Origin of the sequence: Variovorax sp. PAMC 28711, assembly GCF_001577265.1 — a bacterium.
GTDB lineage: Bacteria > Pseudomonadota > Gammaproteobacteria > Burkholderiales > Burkholderiaceae_C > Variovorax.
The window spans coordinates 1,451,468-1,474,601 of the sequence record NZ_CP014517.1 but is presented as its reverse complement, the minus strand read 5'-3'; the positions used below and the strand labels follow the sequence as shown (position 1 = coordinate 1,474,601).

Below are 23,134 nucleotides of genomic sequence, written 5' to 3'. Positions count from 1 at the left end.
CATGAAACTAGTGCGTTACGGCAACCCCGGCAAAGAAAAGCCGGGCCTCATCGACGCCGACGGCCAACTGCGCGACCTGAGCGCGGTGGTCAAGGACATCGGACCCGAGCAACTCGGCGACGCCGCGCTGGCGAAGCTCGCCAAGCTCAAGACGGACAAGCTGCCGCTCGTCAAGGGCAAGCCGCGCTACGGCTGCCCGGTGAGCCAGACCAGCAAGTTCATCGCCATCGGCCTGAACTACGCAGATCACGCGGCCGAGTCGAACATGCCGATCCCGAAAGAGCCCGTGGTGTTCACCAAAGCGGTGAGCTGCATCCAGGGTCCGAACGATCCGGTCATGCTGCCCAAGAACTCGGTCAAGAGCGACTGGGAAGTCGAACTTGGCATCGTGATCGGCACCCGCGCACGCTACGTCTCACAAAAAGACGCGCTGAGCTTTGTGGCTGGCTACGTCGTCATCAACGACGTGAGCGAGCGCGCGTGGCAGCTCGAGCACGGCCTCACCTGGGACAAGGGCAAGGGCTTCGACACCTTCGGCCCGATCGGCCCGTGGCTCGTGACCCGAGACGAAGTGCCGAATCCGCAGAAGCTCGCGATGTGGCTCGACCTGAACGGCCAGCGGGTGCAGACCGGCAACACGAAGACGATGATCTTCAACGTGGCCAAGCTGGTGAGCTATTGCAGCCAGCTCAACACGCTGATGCCCGGCGACATCATCACCACGGGCACGCCACCGGGCGTCGGCATGGGCATGAAGCCGTCGGCGGTGTTTCTGAAGAAGGGCGACGTCATGACCCTGGGCATCGAGGGCCTCGGAGCGCAGCGACAGGAGGTGGTCGGCTTCAAGGCCTGAGTGCGGTTTGTCGGACGGATTCGCTCCATTGTTTCCGTTTCGCGAACACCGTGGTTCCATTGAGTGCGGGTTTCTACTTAGTTTTGGGCGCAAACTTCGTCTCACGGTCTGACCAACGGACCGCGTCGAACAACCCAAAACTCAAAGGTCCTCCAAATGAACAACGCAACCAAGATCCTCACCGCCGCCACCCTCGCCCTCGCTGCCATGGGTGCTGCCCAAGCTGAAACCTATCACGGCGTGTTGACCGTCAATTCGGTCCAGAGCCGCGCCGAAGTGCACGCCCAGGGCGTCGTCGCCGCCCACGGCGTCAACACCTTCGCCACTGCTTACGGCCAAGGCGTCACCACGGTGGCATCGTCGACCGATCGTTCGATCGTTCGCTCGCAGGCGGTTGCCGCTGCCCACAGCGCGAACCCGTACGCCACCGGGTACGGCCAGGGGGTGACGCAAGTCCGCAGCAGCAACGTCGATCGTGCGGCGGTGCGTGCCGAAGCCCGCGCTAACGCAACGTCGAGTGTCTCGATGTAAATCAGTTCGCGCCGGCTGTCCGGTGTCGAACGAAACGCCGCCTTCGGGCGGCTTTTTCGTGGGCGACGCGGATCAGCGCGGGCGTACGCGCAGCACGCGCCCGTTCGGCGCGTCGGTCAGCAGGTAGAGCGCGCCGTCCGGCCCGCTGCGCACATCGCGCATGCGCTCGTTCAACTCGGTGAACAGGATTTCCTGCGATCCGGGCACACCTTCTTTCATGGGCACGCGGCGCACGCTTTTCTCTTTCAAGGCTGCGACGAAAAGACTGCCTCGCCAAGCCGGAAACAGGGCGCCGTCGTAGTGCGCCATGCCGGCCGGCGCAATGGACGGGGTCCATTCGACCAGCGGTGGCGTGATGCCCGGATAAGTGCGCCAGGGCGTGATGCGCGCGCCGGTGTAGTCGACGCCGCCGGTTGTGATCGGCCACCCGTAGTTGGCGCCCGGCACGACGCGGTTGAGTTCATCGCCGCCCTTCGAACCGTGTTCGTGTGCGTACAGCACCCGCTGCCCCGGCAGGCTGACCATGCCCTGCGGGTTGCGGTGGCCGAGGCTGTAGATCTCGGGCAGGGCGCCGGCCCGACCGACGAACGGGTTGTCGGCCGGCACGCTCCCATCGCGACCGATGCGCACGGTCTTGCCCAGATGGGTGTTCAGCTTTTGCGCATCGATGCGCTCCAGGTTGCCATCGCCGATGCCGATCACCAGCGTGCCATCGTCGAGCAATGCCATGCGCGCGCCGAAATGCTGGTCGTGCGTCTTGGCCGGGCGCGAGCTGAAGATCACTCGCACGTCCTGCAGCGCGCCACGCTCGAAGCGGGCGCGCACCACGCGCAGGTGGTTGGCCGCAGAGTCGCCGTGTGCGAACGACAGATAGACGAGCCGGTTGTCAGCAAAACCAGGGTCGATCAACACATCGAACAACCCCGATTGCCCGCTGGCATACACCGGTGGCACCCCGGTCACCGGCGTCGTGCGCAACTGCATTCGCCCGCCCGCGTCGCGCTCGATCACGCGGAGACGGCCGGCACGTTCGGTGACCAGCAGGCTGCCGTCGGGCAGCGTCGCCAGCGACCACGGGTGTGCCAGCCCCTGGGCGATGGTGTCGATGCGGTAAGCCACCGATGCATCGGCCTGTGCCGAGGCCGGCAGCGCGAGCGCACACAGCGCACAGGCGAGTCCCGCGAAGATCAGTGAGCGCCGTCGCGGCGAATGGGCCTGCATTTGGTATGTTCCACAGTGTTGCGCTCCCTAGTATCGAAGAGGCCTTCGCGAATGACCCTGCTGCACCCGAAAACCCGTTCATGGCGTGCGGTCGCGCTGGCGTTCGCCGCCAGCGCGCTGATCGCGATCGCCTGGGGCTCGCTCGTGCAAACGCAGTTCAACCTGAACGCACTGGTCGCGCTCGGCGTGGAGATGCCGCTCCGACTGAGGCTTCTCACCTCGGCGCAGGATCTGGCGGGATTCGGCCCGGTCTACGCCGGCATCCTGCTGGCTGGCTGGATACCGGCCTTTCTCGTCGCAGCCTGGCTGGCGTACAAGGCGCCGAGGCTGCGCGTCGTGCTCTTCGCGCTGGCGGCCGGCGCCGCGTTGGTGTTGGCGGTTCGCGTCACCGATGCCGTCGCGCCGATGCCGGTGCTCATCGACGCCACGCGAGGTCTCGGCGGTCTGTTGACGATGGCTGCGGGCAGCGCACTGGGCGGCGCGCTGTTCGCGCGCTGGACCCGAAAGTAACCTGCCGGCCCGCAGGTTTTTTTGACGACTTCCGGAATCGCCTGCAAAATAGAACGACCGTTCGTTTTATTTTGCACGCCATGTCCGCCAACCCCGTTCCCGCCAAAAACACCCGCGCGGCCCCCAAAGGGCAGCAGACCAAGGCCGTGATCATCGATGCGGCGCTGAATCTGGCGGCGCAGATCGGACTCGAAGGTTTGTCGATCGGCGCCATCGCCGAAGTCACGCAGATGAGCAAGTCGGGCGTGTTCGCGCATTTCGGCTCGCGGGAAGAACTGCAGATTTCCGTGGTGCGTGAATACCACCTGCGCTTCGAGCAGGAAGTCTTCTATCCGGCCCTGAAGGCCGCGCGTGGATTGCCACGGCTGCGCGCCATGTTCGCCAACTGGATGAAGCGCACCTCGGCCGAAATCGATTCCGGCTGCATCTACATCAGCGGCGCGGTCGAGTTCGACGACCGGCCCGGGCCGGTGCGCGACGCGCTCGCCGACTCAGTCAACATCTGGCTGGCCGCCATGCACCGCGCGGTGCAGCAGGCCCAGACCGAAGGCCATTTGCACGCCGACGCCGACGCCAAGCAGATCTCGTTCGAGATCCACGCACTGATCCTCGCGCTGCACTACGAAGCGCGCTTTCTCCGGGTGCCTGCATCGCTCGAACGGGCCAATCGCGGCTTCGACAACATCCTCGAGCGCTCGGCCATCGCCGGCGCGCCGGGTGCTTCGGTGCGGCGCCTCGCGCCGGTGCGCTGAGCCGCCTTCGCTTCCCTTCCCCCTTCTTTTTCTTCTTTCGACATCCTTCAGGAGCTTCTGGAATGCCTTCCTACACCCCGCCGTTGCGCGACATGCAATTCGTCCTGCACGAAGTCCTTCACGTGGCCGACGAACTCAAGGCGCTGCCCAAACACGCCGACACCGACGCGGACACCATCAACGCGGTGATCGAAGAGGCCGGCAAGTTCGCGGCCAACGTGACCTTCCCGCTCAACATCAGCGGCGACGAAGAAGGCTGCGTGCTCGACAAGTCGACGCACGAAGTGACCACGCCGAAGGGTTTCAAGGACGCGTACGCACAGTTCGTCGAAGGCGGCTGGCCGGCGCTGTCGTGCGACCCGGCCTTCGGCGGCCAGGGCCTGCCGTTCGTGGTGAACCAGTGCCTCTACGAGATGCTCAACAGCGCCAACCAGGCGTGGACGATGTACCCGGGCCTCTCGCACGGCGCCTACGAAGCGCTGGTCGCGCACGGCACCGACGAGCAGAAGAAGACCTACCTGCCGAAGCTCACGAGCGGCGAGTGGACCGGCACGATGTGCCTGACCGAGCCGCACTGCGGCACCGACCTGGGCATGCTGCGCACCAAGGCCGAGCCCACCACAGACGGCAACTACAAGCTCACCGGCAACAAGATCTTCATCTCCGCCGGCGAGCACGACATGACCACCAACATCATTCACCTGGTGTTGGCGCGCCTGCCCGATGCGCCGAAGGGCAGCAAGGGGATCAGCCTGTTCGCGGTGCCCAAGTACATCGTGAAGGCCGACGGTTCGCTCGGCGAACGCAACCCGATCTACTGCGGCGGCCTGGAACACAAGATGGGCATCCACGGCAACGCGACCGCCCAGATCGTGCTCGACGGCGCCGTCGGCTCGCTGGTCGGCCAGCCGCACAAGGGTTTGGCCGCGATGTTCGTGATGATGAACGCGGCGCGCCTGGGCGTCGGCAACCAGTCGCTCGGCCTGACCGAAGTGGCCTACCAGAACGCGTTGATCTACGCGAAGGACCGCATCCAGATGCGTTCGCTCACCGGCCCGAAGGCCAAGGACAAGGACGCCGATCCGATCATCGTGCACCCCGACGTGCGCAAGATGCTGCTCACGGCCAAGGCCTATGCCGAAGGCGGCCGCGCACTGCAGATCTGGTGCACGTTGCTGCTCGACAAGGAACACAACCACCCCGACGAGAAGGTGCGCAAGGACTCGGGCGAACTGGTCGCACTGCTCACGCCGATCGTCAAGGCCTTCATCACCGACAACGGCCACATCGCGACCCACGCCTGCATGCAGGTGTTCGGCGGCCATGGCTTCATCAGGGAATGGGGCATGGAGCAGTTCACGCGCGACAACCGCATCAACATGATCTACGAAGGCACCAACACGATCCAGTCGCTGGACCTGCTGGGCCGCAAGGTGCTGGGCAACAACGGCGCGTCGCTCAAGAAGTTCGGCAAGCTCGTCGGCGCGCTGGTGGCCGAAGAAGGCGTGAACGAGAAGATGAGCGAGTTCATCACGCCGATCGCGGTGCTGGGCGACCAGCTCACCAAGTTCACGACCGAGATCGGCTTCAAGGGCTTCCAGAATCCAGACGAAGTCGGCGCGGCTGCGGTGGACTATCTGCGCGTTGCAGGCCACTTCGTGTTCGGCTATTTGTTCGCACGCATGGCGCAGGTCGCGCTGCGCGAAATCGCCGCCGGCAACACCGATCCGTTCTACCTCGCCAAGCTGCAAACCGCCCGCTTCTACTTCGCCAAGCTGTTCCCCGAGACCGCGACGCTGATGCGCACCGCGCGCGCAGGCAGCAAGGTGCTGATGGACACCAACGAGGCGCTGGCGTGATGAAGGCCGCACTCGCAACCGCGCTGCTGTTGGCGAGCACGACCGCGGCAATGGCGCAGATGTCGCCCGTGGGCCTCTGGCGCAGCGTCGACGACAAGACCGGGGAGGTGAAGGCCGAAATCCGCATCGAGGAAGTCGGCAACGCATTCGCCGGCCGTATCGAGAAGACGCTCAAGAAAGACACCAAGGCCGACGCTGTGTGCGACGAGTGCACCGACGACCGCAAGGGGAAGCCGATCCTCGGCCTCGAGATCATTCGCGGCAACAAGATCCTCGACCCCGAGAACGGCAAGGAATACCGCGCCAGCTTCACGCCGATCGCCGACGGCAAGAAGCTGGAAGTGCGCGGCTACCTCGGGCCGTTCTGGCGCACGCAGGTGTGGAATCGCGCCCAATAAACAGTGGAAGAACCCATGTCCCGATTCAATGTGAAGAAAGTCGCCGTGCTCGGCGCAGGCGTGATGGGCGCGCAGATCGCGGCGCACCTCGTCAACGTGCGCGTACCGGTGGTGCTGTTCGACCTGGCCGCCAAGGACGGGCCGAAGAACGGCATCGTGCTGCGCGCCATCGACAACCTCAAGAAGCAGAAACCCGCGCCGCTCGGTGACGTGGCCGATGCGGCGCTGATCGAAGTCGCCAACTACGAAGACGACCTGGCCCGACTCGGTGAATGCGACCTCGTGATCGAGGCGATCGCCGAGCGCATGGACTGGAAGCTCGATCTCTACCGGAAGATCGCGCCGCATGTGGCGAAGCACGCGATCCTGGCGTCGAACACCTCGGGCCTGTCGATCACGAAGCTCAGCGAAGCACTGCCCGAAGCCATCAAGCCGCGCTTCTGCGGCATTCATTTCTTCAACCCGCCGCGCTACATGAAGCTGGTCGAGCTGATCAACACGCCGACCACGCAGCCGGTCGTGCTCGACCAGCTCGAAGCCTTCGTCACCAGCACGCTCGGCAAGGGCGTGGTGCGCGCGCACGACACGCCCAACTTCATCGCCAACCGCGTCGGCATCGCCGGCATGCTGGCCACGCTCAAGGAAGTCGAGAAGTTTGGCTTGACGCCGGACATCGTCGACGACCTCACGGGCAGGAAACTGGGCCGCGCCAGCTCGGGCACCTTCCGCACCGCCGACGTGGTGGGGCTCGACACCCTGGCGCATGTCGTCAAGACGCTGCAGGACAACCTGGACGCAGAGAGCGATCCGTTCTACGCCAACTTCAACACGCCGCCGGTGCTTGCCAAGTTGCTCGAACTCGGCCACCTCGGCCAGAAGACCAAGGCCGGCTTCTTCAAGAAGGTGGGGCGCGACATCCTGCGCTTCGACCTCGACAAGGGCGACTACGTGCCCTCGGGCGAGAAGGCCGACGAGGTCTATGGCCGCATGCTCAAGAAGCCCGCGGGGCAGCGCCTGAAGCTGCTGCGCGAGAGCGAAGGCGCACAGGGCCAGTTCCTCTGGGCCATCCTGCGCGACAGCTTCCATTACGCCGCGGTGCATCTGGCGACCATCGCCGAGAGCGCGCGCGACGTCGACTTCGCGATGCGCTGGGGCTTCGGCATGACGCAGGGCCCGTTCGAGCTCTGGCAAGAAGCCGGCTGGACACAGGTCGCGACCTGGATCCAGGAAGACATCGACGCGGGCAAGGCATTGAGCACCGTGCCGTTGCCGAAGTGGGTGTTCGACGGCGCCGTGGCCCAGGCTGGCGGCGTGCACACGCCCGACGGTTCGTGGAGCGCATCGCAAGGCCTCTTCGTGCCGCAACGCAAGTTGCCCGTGCACGAGCGCCAGTTGTTTCCCGAAAGCGTGCGCGGTGCCGACGCGCTCGACGCGACGCAGGCCGGCACGACGATCAGCGACGAAGGCGACGTGCGCGTCTGGACGCTCGACGGCGAAACGCTCATCGCCAGCCTTCATTCGAAGATGAACGCGATCAGCCCCGACGTGGCGGAGGCGCTGGGCGCCGCGGTCGAGCTGGCCGAGGCCGACTTCAAGGGCCTCGTCATCTGGTCGCCCGACGACAAGTTCTCGGTCGGTGCCGACCTTCAGGCGATGCTGCCGGCCTTCGTGGTCGCGGGCATCGGCGCGGTGGAAGGCGCCGAAGAAGAGTTGCAGAACGTCATGCTCAAGTTGCGCTACGCGAGCGTGCCGGTGGTCTCCGCCGTCAAGGGCCTGGCGCTCGGTGGTGGTTGCGAAATGGCCGTGTATTCGGCCCGGCGCGTCGCGGCGATGGAAAGCTACATCGGCCTCGTCGAAGTCGGCGTCGGTCTGGTGCCTGGCGCAGGGGGCTTGACCTACATCGCGCGCCGTGCCGCCGAAAACGCCGCCGCCTCGACCGGCAGCGACCTGCTGCCCTTCCTCACCGAAGGCTTCACCGCCGCCGCGATGGCGAAGGTCGGCACCGGCGCGCTCGATTCGAAGAAGCTCGGTTACCTGCTCGATGGCGACGTCATCGTCGCCAACAAGGACGAGGTGTTGTACGTCGCGTTGCAGCAGGCGAAGGCCATGGCCGACGCCGGCTATCGCCCCCCGCTTCGCCGCAGCTTCCGCGTGGCTGGCCGCAGCGGTGCGGCGACCATCAAGGGGCAGCTGGTCAACATGCGCGACGGCGGCTTCATCAGCGCGCACGACTTCCACATTGCCGGCCTCATCGCCGACGTGGTGACGGGCGGCGACATCGATGCCGGCGCGATGGTCACCGAGGAATACCTCATGGCGCTGGAGCGCAAGGCGTTCTGCTCGCTCATCGTGAACCCGATGACGCAGGAGCGAATCATGGGGATGCTGTCAACCGGCCAGCCCGTGCGGAACTGAAGGAAACATCATGAGCAAACAAGTCCAGGACGCCTACATCGTCTCCGCCACGCGCACGCCGATCGGCAAGTCGCATCGCGGGTTCTTTCGCAACTACCGGCCGGACGATCTGCTCGCGACCACGCTGCGCGCTGCACTAGCGGCAGTACCAAACCTCGATCCGAAGGCCATCGAAGACATCATCTGCGGCTGCGCGATTCCCGAATCGCAGCAGGGCCTCAACGTCGCGCGCATCGGCGCGGTGCTCGCGGGGTTGCCCAACAGCATCGGCGGCATCACGGTCAACCGCTTTTGCGCCTCGGGCCTGTCGGCGGTGCAGATGGCGGCCGACCGCATCCGCGTGGGCGAGGCGGACGTGATGATCGCCGCCGGTGTCGAGAGCATGAGCATGGTGCCGATGATGGGCAACGCGCCGTCGCTGTCGCCCTCCATCTTCGAGCGCGAAGGGGATGTGGGCATCGCCTACGGCATGGGCCTCACGGCCGAGAAGGTCGCGCAGCAATGGAAGGTGAGCCGCGAAGCGCAGGACGCGTTCGCGCTCGCGTCGCACCAGAAGGCGCTGGCCGCGCAACAGGCCGGCGAGTTCGCCGACGAGATCACACCGATCGAAGTGACCGATCGCACGCCGAACCTCGAGACCGGCGAATCGATCGCGAAGACGCGCGTCGTGAGCCTCGACGAAGGCGCACGGCCCGACACCAGCCTCGAAGGTCTCGCCCGGCTGCGCACCGTGTTCGCGGCGCGCGGCACCGTCACCGCGGGCAACAGCTCGCAGACCTCGGACGGCGCGGGTGCGTTGATCCTCGCGAGCGAGAAAGCCTGCAAGCAATACGACCTGACGCCGCTCGCGCGCTTCGTCAGTTTTGCCAGCAAGGGCGTGCCGCCGCACATCATGGGCATCGGGCCGATCGAGGCGATTCCGGCCGCGTTGCGCTATGCCGGCCTGAAGCACGAGGACATCGACTGGTTCGAACTGAACGAGGCGTTCGCCGCGCAGTCGCTGGCCGTCATCCACACGCTCGGCCTTGACCCGTCGAAGGTGAATCCGATGGGCGGCGCGATCGCGCTCGGCCATCCGCTCGGCGCGACCGGCGCTATCCGTTCCGCGACAGTGGTTCATGCCCTGCGGCGCAAGAATCTCAAGTACGGCATGGTGACCATGTGCGTCGGCATGGGGCAGGGCGCAGCGGGCATTTTCGAACGGGTTTGAGTCCGCCCTCGGTCACTCGACGCCACGCATCGAACAACAAGGAGACCAGAGTGACAGAGCATCCCTTCGACCAGGCGATCGCGCTCGCGCAGAGCGACATCCGTGCCGGCCAGTTCACCGGCGCGACCAGTCCGCATTACTGGAACATGGTCGGGCCCTTCGGCGGCACCACGGCCGCGGTCGTGCTGCAGTCGGTGCTCGACCATCCGGACCTGCTGGGCCTGCCGATCGCGCTCACCGTCAACTACGCGGCCGCCCTCGTGGCGGGCCCGTTCGAGGTGCTGGCCATCCCGGTGCGCACCAACCGGTCGACGCAACACTGGACGATCCAGATCACGCAGCCCGACGACGGCGGCGCGCCGCAGGTGAACACCACCGCGACCGTCGTCACGGCGGCGCGCCGCGAGACCTGGGGCACCAACGACTTGCCGATGCCGTCGGTGCCCAGGCCGGGCGAGGTCGCGCGCTTCAGCAGCGGACCGGCCGGGGTCGCCTGGATGGGCCAGTACGAGATGCGGCCGGTCAGCGGCGTGATTCCGGGCACATGGGACGGCAGCGGCGACCGGAGCGAGTCGATCGTGTGGTTGCGCGACGCGGTGCCGCGCGCACTCGACTTCGCGTCGCTCGCCTGCCTGAGCGACATGTTCTATCCGCGCATCTGGTTGCGTCGCGCCAAGCATGTGCCCGCGGGCACGGTGTCGATCACGACGTACTTTCATGCCGGCGTGGCGGAACTCGAATCGGTCGGCACTGGTTATCTCCTCGGACGCGCGGTCGGGCAACAGTTCCACAACGGCTTCTTCGACCAGAGCGCGCAGCTCTGGAGCGAAGCTGGCGCGCTGCTCGCGACTTCGAACCAGATCGTCTACTTCAAGGAATGAGCGCCATGCAAAAGACCGCCCTCATTGTCGGTGCCGGTGATGCCACCGGTGGTGCCATCGCACGCCGTTTCGCCCGCGAAGGCTATATCGCCTGCGTCACGCGCCGCAGCCTCGACAAGCTGCAGCCGCTGGTCGCACAGATCGAGGCCGACGGCGGCACGGCCTGCGCTTTCGCCTGCGACGCACGCAAGGAAGAAGAAGTCGTCGCGCTGGTCGAGGAGATCGAAACGACCATCGGGCCGATCGAGGTGATGGTGTTCAACATCGGCGCGAACGTGCCCGAGAGCATCCTCAACGAGACGGCGCGCAAGTACTTCAAGGTGTGGGAGATGGCCTGCTTTTCGGGCTTTCTCAATGGCCGCGAAGTGGCCAAGCGCATGGTGGCGCGCGAAGCACGGAAGGGCACGCACAAGGGCACGATCATCTTCACCGGCGCGACCGCATCGCTGCGCGGTGCCGCGAATTTCGGTGCGTTTTCCGGCGCCAAGATGGCGCTGCGCGCGCTCGCACAGGCGATGGCCCGCGAGCTCGGGCCGCAGGGCATTCACGTCGCGCACGTCGTGGTCGACGGCGCGATCGACACCGAATTCATCCGCAGCAATTTCCCGGAGCGTTACGCGATGAAAGCCGAAGACGGCATCCTGAACCCCGACCACATCGCCGACACTTACTGGATGCTGCACACCCAGCCGCGCGATGCCTGGACCCACGAGCTCGACATCCGCCCCTGGTCCGAAAAATTCTGACGGAGACACACGCATGAGCCAAACCATCGAGTTCTATTTCGACTTCGGCAGCCCCGCCGCCTACCTGGCCGCGACGCAGCTGCCGCACATCGCCGCCGACACCGGCGCCACGCTGGTCTGGAAGCCGATGCTGCTCGGCGGCGTGTTTCAGGCCACGGGCAACCACTCCCCGGCCGAGATCAAGCCGAAGGGGCCGTACATGAACACGGATCTCAAGCGTTTCGCCAGGCGCTATGCGGTGCCCTTCGAACACAACCCGAACTTTCCGGTCAACACGCTGTTGCTGATGCGCGGCGCCACCGGCGTGCAGATGCAGATGCCCGAGCGCTTCGCCGACTACGCCAAGGCGGTGTTCGACGCCATGTGGGTCGATGCGAAAAACATGAACGATGCGGCCACCGTCGGCAGCGTGCTGCAGGCTGCGGGTTTCGATGCTTCTGCCCTCGTCGCGCTGGCCAATGCGCAGGCCACCAAGGACCAGCTCAAGGCGACGACCACCGAAGCCGTCGAACGCGGTGTGTTCGGCGCGCCGACCATGTTCGTCGGCGACGAGATGTTCTGGGGCCAGGACCGTCTCGATTTCGTGCGCGAGGCCCTCGCGGCCTGACTTCTCAAATTTTTTTCCAAGGAATGCCATGAGCGACATCCTCGTCCACACCGAAGCCGGTGTGATGACCCTGACCTTCAACCGTGTCGCGCGCAAGAACTCGATCACCGGGGCGATGTACGACGCGCTCACCGAAGCGCTCGAACAGGCCGCGGGCGATGCCGCCGTGCGCACCGTGCTGATCCAGGGCGATCCGACCATCTTCAGCGCCGGCAACGACATCGGCGACTTCATGGCCGCCGCCGCGGCACCCGCGGCGCCGAGCGAAAGCGAATCGCCCGCCATCCGTTTCCTGCGCGTGATCGCGGCATTTCCGAAGCCAGTCGTCGCGAGTGTGTGCGGCCCGGCCGTCGGCATCGGCACCACGCTGCTGTTCCATTGCGACCTGGTCTATGCCGGCGACAACGCGGCGTTCTCGATGCCCTTCGTCAACCTCGGGCTGGTGCCCGAAGCGGCGTCCAGCATGCTGGCGCCAGCCATGTTCGGCTACCACCGCGCCGCCGAAGCCTTGCTGCTCGGTGAGCCCTTCATGGCAGAAGCCGCGCTCGAAGTCGGCCTGGTCAACCGCGTGGTGCCGCCGATGGAATGCAACGGCATCGCGCAGACGCAGGCGCGCAAGCTCGCCGCGAAACCGCTGTCGGCGCTGATCGAAACCAAACGCCTGATGAAGCTGTCGCACCAGCCGGCCGTGCTGGAGCGCATCGGCGTCGAGAGCGTGAGCTTCGGCAACGCGATGCGCTCGCCGGCCGCCAAGGAAGCCTTCACCGCCTTCATGGAAAAGCGCAAGCCGGACTTCACGACGCACTGACACGGCGGCGCAAGAAGCAAGGATCGCCCGTGACGAAGAAGTCGGGCTTTCAGCCATGAGGTGAGGGCGAACCGCATCACAATGCGGGCGGCAATAAAAATGGCAGGGAGGCCGCATGAAGCAAAAAGCGATCAGGGGAATGGCGCGCGCCGGCATGGTGGCCGGCGTCGTCCTGGGTTCATCCATCGTGTGGGCCGCCGACGAGCCACCGCTCGTTCCGCCGGGCGAAGCTGTCACGCGTGTGCGCTTCGAGCGTGGAAGCTACAAGCCCGGCTACGAAACCTTGCGCGTGGTGCGCCGGGAAAACACGGCAGGCAATGTCGCCGGACAGGTCGCGTTGAGCGTGGGCCTGTCGCTGTTGACCGGCAACGTTTCTTTCGGCGGCCAAGGCTTTTCCAAGGACCAGTTGGCGGGCACGCCGCTCGACGCGTTGCAAGGCGATCCGGTGGCGATCAATCCTGCGATGACCGATCTGGCCGATGCGTTGAGCCCAATCGCCACCACCATCTACCGGCGCCGCGCAGCTGAAGCGCTCGCAACAGCGCGACAAGATGGATCCACGCCGGAAGAGATCGAAGAAGCCGGACACGTCCAGAAAGAAGCCGACGCGCCCTTGCATCCGGGCGCGTGGCATCTGGTCTATGAAAATCTGGCGGGCACCGACGAACTCTACCGCCTGAAGTTCGGCGCCGAACTGGGCCGCCCCGGTTTCATGCGCCCGCCGGCTACCTGTTTCTACGAGTCCGCGCCGGTTGCTTGGACAAGCTGGCAGGCCGATCACTGGCAATTGCTGAGAGATGAGCGAGCGAAGGCCGTGGCGGGTTGCGCAGAGGCGTTGGGCAAGACACCGGAGAAGTTTTGGTGACGGCGCGGTTGCTTGAGATTTCCGCTGTCGGCCAAAAGCAGCCATCGAGACGCCCGATGAAAGGGCGTTTAAAGGCACGAATTGACTAACACACACTATTGCCCCAACTGCGACGCAGAGGTTTCATCGGGGGCCAAGTCGTGCCCAACGTGTTTCGCCGACTTCGGCTCTAACAGCACTTGGAAACCGGGCTCGTCCAGATTGAGACGCGCTTCACCAAGGGGACCCATCTTCTCCGGCGAACCTAAGATAGTTCATGCTGCTCAGTCGATTGCGATTTTTGCCATCCTGGGACCGGTGGGGGGTCTTTTTTTGGTGGCCCTATCCAAATTTCCTGGTGACCTTGCTTTCGCCTTTCACCCTTTCGCAGTCATTGGAGCGTTTGCTATTGGCGGCGGTCCGGCATTAATCGCTGGCTTCCTGTACTGCGTTGCGGCGCTTGGCTTGGTCGTTCTGTTCCCTCAGTTGAAAATTCGCATTCTCGCCGGTGCTGTCATCGGCGTCTTCGCTGGGTATGCGGGTGTTTGGGCATACTTCCACTTGGCGCTTCAAGCCGGTCCAAGCCGTGTGGCACGCATAGACGAAGTGGCAAATCTCTCGTCGTGCGTAGGCCTACTGTGCGGGGCTGTTTCGGCTTGGCTCGTTCCGGTCGGAAGGTTGGGCGCTGGCAGTTTTCCTGCAGATGCATAGCAGGATAGAAGTTGACGACTACCGCGCTGAGTACTGCAGCGTCCGCGAACGGCAGCTTTCGAGCGAAGCGGACTTCTGCTTCGGGCCCAAAGCAGTCGCAGCAAAACCCCGCGCAAAAGTGCCCACGCCCTGCAACTTCCACGGCCTCCCAACGCGCGCCGGCACGTGCTCCGCGTATTTTTGCTCGCCGCCGCCCAGGTGCTAGCTCGGCGTCATGTTCTATTGCGATGCGCACCGTATTCGTCCGGCCGTAGTCGGGATGGCGCAGCACCTTCTGTGTGCGGCTATCTCGTGCTGTTTCCCGGTCCGTTCGATCGCCGCAGGCCTCGCGAGATGCGCGTGTCCAAGGAAGTGTCAAGAGCAACGGCATGGCCGTGCTCGGGCCGCCGATGGCCAGTTTTGCGATTGACGGACGGGCATTGTGTGGATTTTGGAAACACTGCTTGTTCGCCTTGTCCGTTCATCGACATCACGCCGCGCCCTAAAGTGCATCGATCCTCCAATCAAGAAAGCAATCGATGACCCAACGCGATGTCGTTTTTCCGCCTGGGCGCCAGGCCCTCTACGAGCGCAACCGGTATTCGCCGGCGGTTCGCTCGAACGGTTTTCTCTTCGTGTCGGGGCAGGTCGGCAGCCGGCCCGACGGCTCGCCTGAGCCCGATCTGCGGGCGCAGGTGCGGCTGGCGTTCGACAACCTCAACGCGATCCTCTCGGCGGCGGGGTGCACCTTCGGCGACGTGGTGGACGTCACCGTTTTCGTGGTCGATCCCGAGCAAAATTTCGAGACGATCTGGCAGGTGGTGCCCGACTACTGGGGCGACGCGCCGCACCCGACGCTGACCGGTGTCGGCGTGACCTGGCTCTACGGTTTCAAGTTCGAGATCAAGGTGATCGCCAAACTGCCCGAAGTCGGCTCGGCCGGTTAAATCGGCTGCCGCCATCGGGCGCGATCAACGCTCAGTCGCGCACGATCTCGCGCGGCCGGCCCTGCTCGTCGATGGCGACATAGGTGAACGTCGCCTGTGTCACCTTGATGTACTCGCCCTGCGCGCGAAAGCGTTCGGCGAACACCTCGACCGTCACCGTGACCGAGGTGCGCCCGATCTTCACCAGCTTCGAATAGAACGACAGGATGTCGCCGAGCCGCACCGGCTGCTTGAAGATGAATTCGTTGACCGCGACCGTCGCCTGCCGGCCCTTGGCGTAGCGCGCCGGAATCACCGAGCCGGCCAGATCGCACTGCGCCATGACCCAGCCACCGAAGATGTCGCCGTTGGCGTTGCAGTCGGCCGGCATCGGGATCACCTTGAGCACCAGCTCCATGTCGGCGGGCAAACTCTTGAGGGTGGCGGCGGCGAGGGCGGCCGTGCTGCTTGAAGGCGCACTGGAAGAATCGGACATGGGCACAATCTGAGTCAATAACTACAACCACGATTGTCCACCCATGCGCCGCAGCGGCGAAACGCTCCCCTCTCCCTCCGTCACCCCCTCCGGCACCCCCGAGCGCAGCGACCGCTCCGACTGGGCCACGCTGCGCCGCCTTTTTCCGTACCTCTGGGAATACAAGTGGCGCGTGATGGCGGCGCTGGTCTTCATGGTCGGCGCCAAGGTCGCCAACGTCGGCGTGCCGGTGCTCCTGAAGAACCTCGTCGACACGATGACGCCCAAGCCCGACGTGGCGCAGGCGCTGCTCATCGTGCCGATCTCGCTGCTGCTCGCCTATGGCCTGTTGCGCTTTTCGACGGCGCTCTTCGGCGAACTGCGTGAGCTGGTCTTCGCCAAGGCGACGGAAGGTGCGGCGCGCAGCATTTCGCTCGAAGTGTTCCGGCACCTGCATGCGCTGAGCCTGCGCTTTCACCTCGAACGCCAGACCGGCGGCATGACGCGCGACATCGAGCGCGGCACACGCGGCGTGCATTCGCTGATCTCGATGTCGCTCTACAGCATCGTGCCGACGATCATCGAGCTCACGCTGGTGCTGACCATCCTGGGCGTCAAGTTCGATTCGCTCTTCGTGTGGATCACCGGCGTCGCGCTGGTCATCTACATCGGCTTCACCGTGACGGTGACCGAGTGGCGCACGCAGTTCCGCAAGACCATGAACGAACTCGATTCGGTGGCACAGAGCCGCGCGGTCGATTCGCTGCTGAACTACGAAACGGTCAAGTATTTCAACAACGAGGAGTTCGAGGCGAAGCGCTACGACGCGAGCCTCGATCGCTACCGCAAGGCCGCCATCAAGAGCCAGCGCACGCTGAGCCTGCTCAACACCGGGCAGCAGATGCTGATCGCGGTGAGCCTGGTGCTGATGCTGTGGCGCGCGACGGCCGGTGTGGTCGAAGGGCGCATGACGCTCGGCGACCTGGTGATGGTCAACGCCTTCATGATCCAGCTCTACATTCCGCTCAATTTCCTGGGGGTGATTTACCGCGAGATCAAGCAGAGCCTCACCGACCTCGACAAGATGTTCGTGCTGATGGAGAAGGACCGCGAAGTGCGCGACGCACCGGAGGCGCGGCCGCTCGCCGGCACCGACGCCACGATCCGCTTCGAGGACGTGAGCTTCGCCTACGAGCCCGCACGGCCGATCCTCAAGCATGTGAGTTTCGAGATCCCGGCCGGCAAGACGGTCGCGGTGGTCGGGCCGTCGGGCTCGGGCAAGTCGACGCTGGCGCGCCTGCTCTACCGGTTCTACGACGTGCAACAGGGCAGGATCACGATCGGCGGCGAGGACATCCGCGAAGTGACGCAGGCCAGCGTGCGCCAGGCCATCGGCATCGTGCCGCAGGACACGGTGCTCTTCAACGACACGGTGCAATACAACATCGCCTACGGCCGGCCCGACGCCACGCGCGAAGAGGTCGAAGCGGCCGCGAAAGCCGCGCGCATCCACGATTTCATCGCGGCCACGCCCAAAGGCTACGAGACGCCGGTCGGCGAGCGCGGACTGAAGCTCTCGGGCGGCGAAAAGCAACGCGTCGCCATCGCGCGCACCCTGCTCAAGAACCCGCCGATCGTGATCTTCGACGAGGCCACTTCGGCGCTCGATTCGGCCAACGAGCGCGCGATCCAGGGCGAGCTGAAGAGTGCTGCGCAGAACAAGACCACGCTGGTCATCGCGCACCGGCTGTCGACCGTGGTCGATGCGCACGAGATCCTGGTGCTGGAAGCCGGTGTGATCGTCGAGCGCGGCACGCACGCCGAACTGCTCGCCGCGCATGGTCGTTACGCGCAGATGTGGACATTGCAGAAGGTCGAGGCGGCGCCGGTCGTCCTCTAGCAAAATTCCCGGGCCCGACCCGGGCTCATTCGAGGATCGACGACGCATGCCCGAGAAGATTTCCCTGCTGGTGCTCAACACGCTCTCGCGTGAACACCTGGACGTGCTGGCCGAGCGCTACACGCTCACCTATGCACCGACCGCCGCCCAACGCGAGGCGGCCATCACGGCGCACGGCGCCACGTTCCGCGCCGTGCTGACCATCGGCGTGCTCGGCCTCACCGCCGCTGAAATGGACGCGATGCCCGCGCTGGAGCTCGTCTGCTGCATGGGCGCCGGCTACGAAATGGTCGACCTCGAAGCCGCACGCGCGCGCGGCATCGCGCTGGCGAACGGACAGGGCACCAACGACGATTGCGTGGCCGACCACGCATTCGGCCTGGTGATCGCATCGGTGCGCGGCTTCCGCACGCTCGACCGCCTGTGCCGCGAAGGTGTGTGGCGGCTCGAGATTCCGCAGCCGCCCAACGTGTCGGGCAAGCGGCTTGGCATCCTCGGTCTCGGCACCATCGGCCAGAAGATCGCCAAGCGCGCCTCGGGCTTCGACATGGCGGTCGGCTATCACAACCGCAGCGCGAAGGACGGTGTGCCGCATCGCTATTTCGACAGCGTGAAGGCACTCGCCGAGTGGTGCGACATCCTGGTCTGCGCTGCACCGGGCGGCGCGGCGACGAAGCACATCGTCAATGCCGAAGTGCTCGACGCGCTCGGCCCGCAGGGCTTTCTCGTGAACATCGGGCGTGGCAGCGTGGTCGACACCGACGCGCTGGCCGCCGCGCTGCGCAGCGGCGGCATCGCCGGGGCGGGGCTCGACGTGTACGAGAGCGAGCCCAAGCGGCCCGAGCAGCTCATCGACATCGACAACCTCGTCATCACGCCGCATCTTGCGGGCTGGTCGCCGGAGGCCACGGCCGCTTCGTTCGCACGCTTTCTAGACAACGCAGAAGGCCACTTCGCAGGCCGCGGCGTCGTCACGCCGATCTGAGCGCGGCTGCCATTTCGTATCGGTCGGCTCATGTTCAACGAACATAATGCCGACCCATGGAAACCAAGTGGCTCGAAGATTTTGTCAGCCTCGCTGAAACCCGCAGCTTCAGTCGCTCCGCCCAACTCCGGCATGTGACCCAGCCCGCCTTCTCGCGCCGCATCCAGGCGCTCGAAGGTTGGGCGGGCACCGATCTGGTCGACCGCACTTCTTACCCGACGCGTCTCACGCCGGCGGGCCAAACGCTCTACACGCAGGCGATCGAAATGCTGCAGGGCCTTCAGAGCACGCGCGCCATGCTGCGCGGGCACTCGGCGGCAGCCCACGACGTGATCGAGTTCGCGGTGCCGCACACGCTCGCCTTCACGTTCTTCCCGGCCTGGGTCACGAGCCTGCGTGCGGAGTTTGGCCCGCTCAAGAGCCGTCTGATTGCGCTCAACGTGCACGACGCCGTGCTGCGGCTGGTCGAAGGCAGTTGCGATCTGCTCATCGCCTACCAGCATCCTTCGCAACCGCTGCAGCTCGATGCCAACCGCTACGAGATGGTGAGCCTGGGCGAAGAAGTCGTGGCGCCGTGGGTCAGGCCCGATGCCGATGGTGCGCCGCGCTGGCGGCTGCCGGGCAGGCCGGGCCAGCCGCTGCCGTATCTCGGCTACGCGCCGGGTGCTTATCTCGGGCGGATGGTCGACCAGTTGCTCAAGACCTCCAAGACCGCTATTCACCTCGACCGCGTGTACGAAACCGACATGGCCGAAGGCTTGAAGGCCATGGCCCTCGAAGGACACGGCGTCGCGTTCTTGCCGCACAGCGCGGTGCGCAAGGAAGTGAAGGCGCGCAAGCTGGTGAGCGCGTTGCCGCCGGAGATCGATTCGCTCGAAGTGACGATGGAAATCCGCGTCTACCGCGAACTGCCGCCGCCCGCGCCAGCCGGCAAGCCCGCGCGCGCCAAGGCCAGCGAGGCCGCGTCGGCCGAGCCGAAAACGGCGGCCGATGCGCTCTGGGCCTACCTGGTCGCGCAACAGCAGGGCGGGTGATTCATATTGCAGTGCAGCAACTATGACCGTCGCGCATGCCGATGGCCGCATACGGCATTGGTGCCCGGCGAACGCTCGCACTACAGTCGCCGGCGATCATCGCGCGCTGCGGGCACAAAGACTGCTTAGCATCCAGTGATCAACGAATCGTTACGGGTCTGCACCAGGGTGAGGCTTTCACATCGCCAGCAGGTTCGGCAATAGTGCACAGTGCACCGGGTTGGCCCGGGTATTTCCACAACGGTGAATGCCTAGAATTTCGTTGTCTCTCTCTCAGTTATTTTCAGGAGTTTTGAGTATGAAAAAGCAAGTTATCGCGTTGGCGATCGCCATGTTGGCCGTCGGTGTTGCCTCTGCCGAACCGTATGACACGTTGGCCAAAATCAAGTCGTCCGGCGAGGTGACCATGGGCGTGCGCGACTCTTCCGGCGCACTGGCCTACACGATCGGCGACGGCAAGTACGTCGGCTTCCACACCGAAATGGCACGCCGCATCCTGGGCGACATCCAGAAGCAGCTCGGCCTGCCCGCGCTGAAGATCAAGGAACAACTCGTCACGTCGCAAAACCGCGTGCCGCTGGTGCAGAACCACACCGTCGATCTCGAGTGCGGTTCCACCACCAACAACGCGACCCGCCAGAAGGACGTGGCGTTCGCCAGCACCACCTTCGTCGAAGAAGTGCGCATCGCGGTCAAGGCCAATTCGGGTATCGCGTCGATCAAGGACCTGAACAACAAGAACGTCGTGACCACCACCGGCACGACCTCGGTTCAGACCCTGCGCAAGAACGAGCGCGCCACGGGCGTCGACTTCAAGGAAATCATGGGCAAGGACCACGCCGACAGCTTCCTGCTGCTCGAGTCGGGCCGCGCCGATGCGTTCGTGATGGACGGCCAGATCCTGGCCGGCAACATCGCCAAGTCGAAGAACCCGGCCGACTTCAAGATCGTCGGCGAAGCGCTGTCGGTCGAGCCGATCGCCTGCATGCTGCCGAAGGAAGATCCGGCTTTCAAGAAGGCAGTCGACGCCAGCATCGCACGCCAGATCAAGGACGGCTCGCTCGCCAAGCTGTACGACACCTGGTTCATGCAAGCCATTCCGCCGACCAACACCAAGCTGAACCTGGCGGCATCGGAAGCCACCAAGGCTGCCTGGGCATCGCCGAACGACAAGCCAATGGAAGACTACGCGAAGAAGTAATCGCGTGACCGAATGAACACAACGCCCGCCGCTTTCGGCGGGCGTTTGTTTTAAGAAAAACCGTTCCGAAAAAAACCGAGGAGTTCAGATGGGAAACTGGGATTGGCAGGTCTTTCTTGAAGACCCGGGTGGCAAGATCCCGACCTACTGGCAATGGCTGGTATCGGCGTGGGGCTGGACGCTGGCCGTCTCGCTGTCGGCGCTGGTCGTGGCCCTCGTGCTGGGCTCCGTGATCGGCGTGATCCGCACGCTCCCCGACAACCCGTGGCTGGTCCGGCTCGGCAATGCCTGGGTCGAACTGTTCCGCAACGTGCCGTTGCTGGTGCAAATTTTCCTCTGGTATCACGTGATACCGAAGATGTTCCCCGTCATGGCGTCGCTGCCGCCGTTCATCCTGGTGGTGTTCGCGCTCGGCTTCTTCACCTCGTCGCGCATCGCCGAGCAGTTGCGCTCCGGCATCCAGGCGCTGCCCAAGGGCCAGCGTTATGCGGGCATGGCGATGGGCTTCACCACGCCGCAGTACTACCGCTACGTGATCCTGCCGATGGCCTATCGCATCATCATTCCGCCGCTCACCAGCGAGTCGATGAACATCTTCAAGAATTCGTCGGTCGCCTTCGCGGTCTCGATTCCCGAAATGATCCAGTTCGCCATGCAGGCGGGCGAAGAAACCTCGCGCGTGACGGAAATGTATGCCGCCGTCACGGTGCTCTACATCATCTCGGCCATGGTCATCAACCGCATCATGGCGTGGGTCGAAAAGCGCGTCCGCGTGCCAGGCTTCGTCGTGGCCGGCGGAACGGGAGGACATTGACATGATGGGTCTCGATTTTTCCTTCTTCAACTGGGCACTGGTCACCGACTGGCTGCTCAAGGGCTTCTACTTCAGCGTCACGCTGACGATCATCGCCACGCTGGGCGGCATTTTCTTCGGCACGATCCTCGCGCTCATGCGTCTGTCGGGCAAGAAATGGCTCGACGTGCCGGCCGCGATCTACGTCAACGGCATGCGCAGCATTCCGCTGGTGATGGTGATCTTGTGGTTCTTCCTGCTGGTGCCCATCATGATCGGCCGTCCGATCGGCGCGGAGTATTCGGCGGTGATCACCTTCGTCGCGTTCGAAGCCGCTTATTTCAGCGAGATCATGCGGGCCGGCATTCAGTCGATCCCCCGCGGCCAGGTGCATGCGGGCCAGGCGGTCGGGATGACCTACGGCCAGAACATGAAGCTGGTGATCCTGCCGCAGGCGTTCCGCAACATGCTGCCGGTGCTGCTCACGCAGACCATCATCCTGTTTCAGGACACCTCGCTGGTCTATGCCATCGGCGCCTACGACCTGTTCAAGGGCTTCGACTCCGCCGGCAAGAACTTCGGGCGTCCCGAAGAGGCCTACCTGCTGGCCGCCGTCGTTTACTTCGTCCTGTGCTATTCGCTCTCCTGGCTGGTGAAGCGGCTGCACAAGAAGATCGCCATCATTCGCTGACCGGAGAGAAAAAATGTCCGAAAACATGATCCAAATCAAGAACGTTTCCAAGTGGTATGGCCCGGTTCAGGTGCTGAACGAATGCTCCGTCAACATCGCCAAGGGCGATGTGGTGGTGGTGTGCGGCCCGTCGGGTTCCGGCAAGTCCACGCTCATCAAGACCGTGAACGCGCTCGAGCCCTTCCAGAAGGGCGAGATCACCGTCAACGGCATCCCGCTGCACGACCCCAAGACCAATCTGCCCAAGCTGCGCTCGCGCGTGGGCATGGTGTTCCAGCATTTCGAGCTGTTCCCGCACCTGTCGGTGACCGAGAACCTCACGATCGCGCAGATCAAGGTGCTCGGCCGCAGTGCCGAAGAGGCCAAGACGCGTGGCCTCAAGATGCTCGACCGCGTGGGCCTGATGCTGCACAAGGACAAGTTCCCGGGCCAGCTCTCGGGCGGCCAGCAGCAGCGCGTGGCGATCGCCCGTGCGCTCAGCATGGACCCGATCGTGATGCTATTCGACGAACCCACTTCGGCGCTCGACCCAGAAATGGTCGGCGAAGTGCTCGACGTGATGGTGAGCCTGGCCAAGGAAGGCATGACCATGATGGTCGTCACGCACGAGATGGGCTTCGCCCGCAAGGTCGCGAGCCGCGTGATCTTCATCGACGTCGGCGGCAAGATCCTCGAAGACTGCTCGAAGGACGAGTTCTTCAACCATCCGGAGAACCGCCAGCCGCGCACCAAGGATTTCCTCAACAAGATCCTCCAGCACTGAACCGCTGGCGCACATGAAAAAGCCCCGCTGTGCGGGGCTTT

The 23,134-nt window shown here is 64.6% G+C and carries 23 protein-coding genes; 21 read left to right on the top strand and 2 right to left on the bottom strand.

Annotated features, from left to right (window positions below; all coding sequences use genetic code 11):
- Position 1: 1 nt before the first annotated feature.
- On the top strand, positions 2–853 hold the full coding sequence (locus AX767_RS07340) for a fumarylacetoacetate hydrolase family protein (RefSeq protein ID WP_068630001.1): 852 nt from the start codon (positions 2–4) through the stop codon (positions 851–853).
- A 156-nt stretch (positions 854–1,009) separates the two neighbouring features.
- On the top strand, positions 1,010–1,384 hold the full coding sequence (locus AX767_RS07335; protein ID WP_068630000.1) for a hypothetical protein: 375 nt from the start codon (positions 1,010–1,012) through the stop codon (positions 1,382–1,384).
- 72 nt (positions 1,385–1,456) lie between these two features.
- Here the strand turns inward: AX767_RS07335 and AX767_RS07330 are convergent, their stop codons facing one another.
- Positions 1,457–2,605, bottom strand: a complete 1,149-nt coding sequence (locus tag AX767_RS07330; RefSeq protein ID WP_068629999.1) for a PQQ-dependent sugar dehydrogenase — start codon at positions 2,603–2,605, stop codon at positions 1,457–1,459.
- A gap of 51 nt (positions 2,606–2,656) precedes the next feature.
- Between AX767_RS07330 and AX767_RS07325 the strand changes: the two genes are divergently transcribed.
- The 12 genes from AX767_RS07325 to AX767_RS07270 all read left to right on the top strand — a co-directional run bounded on the left by AX767_RS07325 (position 2,657) and on the right by AX767_RS07270 (position 15,272).
- Complete coding sequence (locus AX767_RS07325) at positions 2,657–3,115, top strand: hypothetical protein (RefSeq protein WP_068629998.1); 459 nt, start codon at positions 2,657–2,659, stop codon at positions 3,113–3,115.
- Positions 3,116–3,195: 80 nt separating this feature from the next.
- Positions 3,196–3,867: a TetR/AcrR family transcriptional regulator gene (locus AX767_RS07320; protein ID WP_068629997.1), complete on the top strand. Its 672-nt coding sequence runs from the start codon at positions 3,196–3,198 to the stop codon at positions 3,865–3,867.
- Positions 3,868–3,929: 62 nt separating this feature from the next.
- Positions 3,930–5,726: an acyl-CoA dehydrogenase C-terminal domain-containing protein gene (locus AX767_RS07315; RefSeq protein WP_068629995.1), complete on the top strand. Its 1,797-nt coding sequence runs from the start codon at positions 3,930–3,932 to the stop codon at positions 5,724–5,726.
- Positions 5,726–6,124, top strand: a complete 399-nt coding sequence (locus AX767_RS07310; protein WP_068629992.1) for a DUF2147 domain-containing protein — start codon at positions 5,726–5,728, stop codon at positions 6,122–6,124. Before AX767_RS07315 ends, AX767_RS07310 begins: the two co-directional genes overlap by 1 nt.
- 15 nt (positions 6,125–6,139) lie before the next feature.
- The gene (locus AX767_RS07305; protein WP_068629990.1) at positions 6,140–8,539 is read left to right on the top strand and encodes a 3-hydroxyacyl-CoA dehydrogenase/enoyl-CoA hydratase family protein; all 2,400 of its coding nucleotides are present in this window, start codon (positions 6,140–6,142) and stop codon (positions 8,537–8,539) included.
- A 10-nt stretch (positions 8,540–8,549) separates the two neighbouring features.
- Complete coding sequence (locus AX767_RS07300) at positions 8,550–9,749, top strand: acetyl-CoA C-acyltransferase (RefSeq protein ID WP_068629988.1); 1,200 nt, start codon at positions 8,550–8,552, stop codon at positions 9,747–9,749.
- 50 nt (positions 9,750–9,799) lie between these two features.
- On the top strand, positions 9,800–10,630 hold the full coding sequence (locus AX767_RS07295) for an acyl-CoA thioesterase (protein WP_068629986.1): 831 nt from the start codon (positions 9,800–9,802) through the stop codon (positions 10,628–10,630).
- Positions 10,627–11,376, top strand: coding sequence for an SDR family oxidoreductase (locus tag AX767_RS07290; RefSeq protein WP_068629984.1), 750 nt, complete (start codon positions 10,627–10,629; stop codon positions 11,374–11,376). The genes AX767_RS07295 and AX767_RS07290 overlap by 4 nt, the downstream gene beginning before the upstream one ends.
- Positions 11,377–11,389: 13 nt before the next feature.
- Positions 11,390–11,983 (top strand): 2-hydroxychromene-2-carboxylate isomerase, encoded by a 594-nt coding sequence (locus AX767_RS07285; protein WP_068629982.1) that lies wholly within the window; start codon positions 11,390–11,392, stop codon positions 11,981–11,983.
- 28 nt (positions 11,984–12,011) lie between these two features.
- The gene (locus tag AX767_RS07280) at positions 12,012–12,791 is read left to right on the top strand and encodes an enoyl-CoA hydratase (protein ID WP_068629980.1); all 780 of its coding nucleotides are present in this window, start codon (positions 12,012–12,014) and stop codon (positions 12,789–12,791) included.
- Between the two features lie 115 nt (positions 12,792–12,906).
- Positions 12,907–13,656: a hypothetical protein gene (locus tag AX767_RS07275; protein WP_210392573.1), complete on the top strand. Its 750-nt coding sequence runs from the start codon at positions 12,907–12,909 to the stop codon at positions 13,654–13,656.
- A 1,208-nt stretch (positions 13,657–14,864) separates the two neighbouring features.
- Positions 14,865–15,272, top strand: a complete 408-nt coding sequence (locus tag AX767_RS07270; RefSeq protein WP_068629978.1) for a RidA family protein — start codon at positions 14,865–14,867, stop codon at positions 15,270–15,272.
- 31 nt (positions 15,273–15,303) lie between these two features.
- Here the strand turns inward: AX767_RS07270 and AX767_RS07265 are convergent, their stop codons facing one another.
- The gene (locus tag AX767_RS07265; protein ID WP_068629975.1) at positions 15,304–15,747 is read right to left on the bottom strand and encodes an acyl-CoA thioesterase; all 444 of its coding nucleotides are present in this window, start codon (positions 15,745–15,747) and stop codon (positions 15,304–15,306) included.
- A gap of 43 nt (positions 15,748–15,790) precedes the next feature.
- On the opposite strand from AX767_RS07265, the gene AX767_RS07260 reads away from it, so the two are divergent.
- From AX767_RS07260 to AX767_RS07230, 7 genes are all read left to right on the top strand, one after another.
- Positions 15,791–17,626, top strand: coding sequence for an ABCB family ABC transporter ATP-binding protein/permease (locus AX767_RS07260; RefSeq protein ID WP_068629974.1), 1,836 nt, complete (start codon positions 15,791–15,793; stop codon positions 17,624–17,626).
- Positions 17,627–17,672: 46 nt separating this feature from the next.
- Positions 17,673–18,611: a 2-hydroxyacid dehydrogenase gene (locus AX767_RS07255; RefSeq protein WP_068629971.1), complete on the top strand. Its 939-nt coding sequence runs from the start codon at positions 17,673–17,675 to the stop codon at positions 18,609–18,611.
- 56 nt (positions 18,612–18,667) lie between these two features.
- Positions 18,668–19,645: a LysR substrate-binding domain-containing protein gene (locus AX767_RS07250; RefSeq protein WP_068629969.1), complete on the top strand. Its 978-nt coding sequence runs from the start codon at positions 18,668–18,670 to the stop codon at positions 19,643–19,645.
- 298 nt (positions 19,646–19,943) lie between these two features.
- Positions 19,944–20,846 (top strand): transporter substrate-binding domain-containing protein, encoded by a 903-nt coding sequence (locus tag AX767_RS07245; RefSeq protein WP_068629967.1) that lies wholly within the window; start codon positions 19,944–19,946, stop codon positions 20,844–20,846.
- Positions 20,847–20,934: 88 nt separating this feature from the next.
- Positions 20,935–21,660, top strand: a complete 726-nt coding sequence (locus tag AX767_RS07240; protein WP_068629965.1) for an amino acid ABC transporter permease — start codon at positions 20,935–20,937, stop codon at positions 21,658–21,660.
- A 1-nt stretch (position 21,661) separates the two neighbouring features.
- Positions 21,662–22,330, top strand: coding sequence for an amino acid ABC transporter permease (locus tag AX767_RS07235; protein ID WP_210392572.1), 669 nt, complete (start codon positions 21,662–21,664; stop codon positions 22,328–22,330).
- A 25-nt stretch (positions 22,331–22,355) separates the two neighbouring features.
- A complete protein-coding gene (locus AX767_RS07230) occupies positions 22,356–23,093 on the top strand; it encodes an amino acid ABC transporter ATP-binding protein (protein WP_068633444.1) in 738 nt (245 codons plus the stop codon).
- The last annotated feature ends 41 nt before the right edge of the window (positions 23,094–23,134 follow it).

Coding starts and splice junctions, on each gene's coding strand:
- AX767_RS07340 (WP_068630001.1), top strand. CDS start 2: ATGAAACTAGTGCGTTACGGCAACCCCGGCAAAGAAAAGCCGGGCCTC.
- AX767_RS07335 (WP_068630000.1), top strand. CDS start 1,010: ATGAACAACGCAACCAAGATCCTCACCGCCGCCACCCTCGCCCTCGCT.
- AX767_RS07330 (WP_068629999.1), bottom strand. CDS start 2,605: ATGCAGGCCCATTCGCCGCGACGGCGCTCACTGATCTTCGCGGGACTC.
- AX767_RS07325 (WP_068629998.1), top strand. CDS start 2,657: ATGACCCTGCTGCACCCGAAAACCCGTTCATGGCGTGCGGTCGCGCTG.
- AX767_RS07320 (WP_068629997.1), top strand. CDS start 3,196: ATGTCCGCCAACCCCGTTCCCGCCAAAAACACCCGCGCGGCCCCCAAA.
- AX767_RS07315 (WP_068629995.1), top strand. CDS start 3,930: ATGCCTTCCTACACCCCGCCGTTGCGCGACATGCAATTCGTCCTGCAC.
- AX767_RS07310 (WP_068629992.1), top strand. CDS start 5,726: ATGAAGGCCGCACTCGCAACCGCGCTGCTGTTGGCGAGCACGACCGCG.
- AX767_RS07305 (WP_068629990.1), top strand. CDS start 6,140: ATGTCCCGATTCAATGTGAAGAAAGTCGCCGTGCTCGGCGCAGGCGTG.
- AX767_RS07300 (WP_068629988.1), top strand. CDS start 8,550: ATGAGCAAACAAGTCCAGGACGCCTACATCGTCTCCGCCACGCGCACG.
- AX767_RS07290 (WP_068629984.1), top strand. CDS start 10,627: ATGAGCGCCATGCAAAAGACCGCCCTCATTGTCGGTGCCGGTGATGCC.
- AX767_RS07285 (WP_068629982.1), top strand. CDS start 11,390: ATGAGCCAAACCATCGAGTTCTATTTCGACTTCGGCAGCCCCGCCGCC.
- AX767_RS07280 (WP_068629980.1), top strand. CDS start 12,012: ATGAGCGACATCCTCGTCCACACCGAAGCCGGTGTGATGACCCTGACC.
- AX767_RS07275 (WP_210392573.1), top strand. CDS start 12,907: ATGAAGCAAAAAGCGATCAGGGGAATGGCGCGCGCCGGCATGGTGGCC.
- AX767_RS07270 (WP_068629978.1), top strand. CDS start 14,865: ATGACCCAACGCGATGTCGTTTTTCCGCCTGGGCGCCAGGCCCTCTAC.
- AX767_RS07265 (WP_068629975.1), bottom strand. CDS start 15,747: ATGTCCGATTCTTCCAGTGCGCCTTCAAGCAGCACGGCCGCCCTCGCC.
- AX767_RS07260 (WP_068629974.1), top strand. CDS start 15,791: ATGCGCCGCAGCGGCGAAACGCTCCCCTCTCCCTCCGTCACCCCCTCC.
- AX767_RS07255 (WP_068629971.1), top strand. CDS start 17,673: ATGCCCGAGAAGATTTCCCTGCTGGTGCTCAACACGCTCTCGCGTGAA.
- AX767_RS07250 (WP_068629969.1), top strand. CDS start 18,668: ATGGAAACCAAGTGGCTCGAAGATTTTGTCAGCCTCGCTGAAACCCGC.
- AX767_RS07245 (WP_068629967.1), top strand. CDS start 19,944: ATGAAAAAGCAAGTTATCGCGTTGGCGATCGCCATGTTGGCCGTCGGT.
- AX767_RS07240 (WP_068629965.1), top strand. CDS start 20,935: ATGGGAAACTGGGATTGGCAGGTCTTTCTTGAAGACCCGGGTGGCAAG.
- AX767_RS07235 (WP_210392572.1), top strand. CDS start 21,662: ATGATGGGTCTCGATTTTTCCTTCTTCAACTGGGCACTGGTCACCGAC.
- AX767_RS07230 (WP_068633444.1), top strand. CDS start 22,356: ATGATCCAAATCAAGAACGTTTCCAAGTGGTATGGCCCGGTTCAGGTG.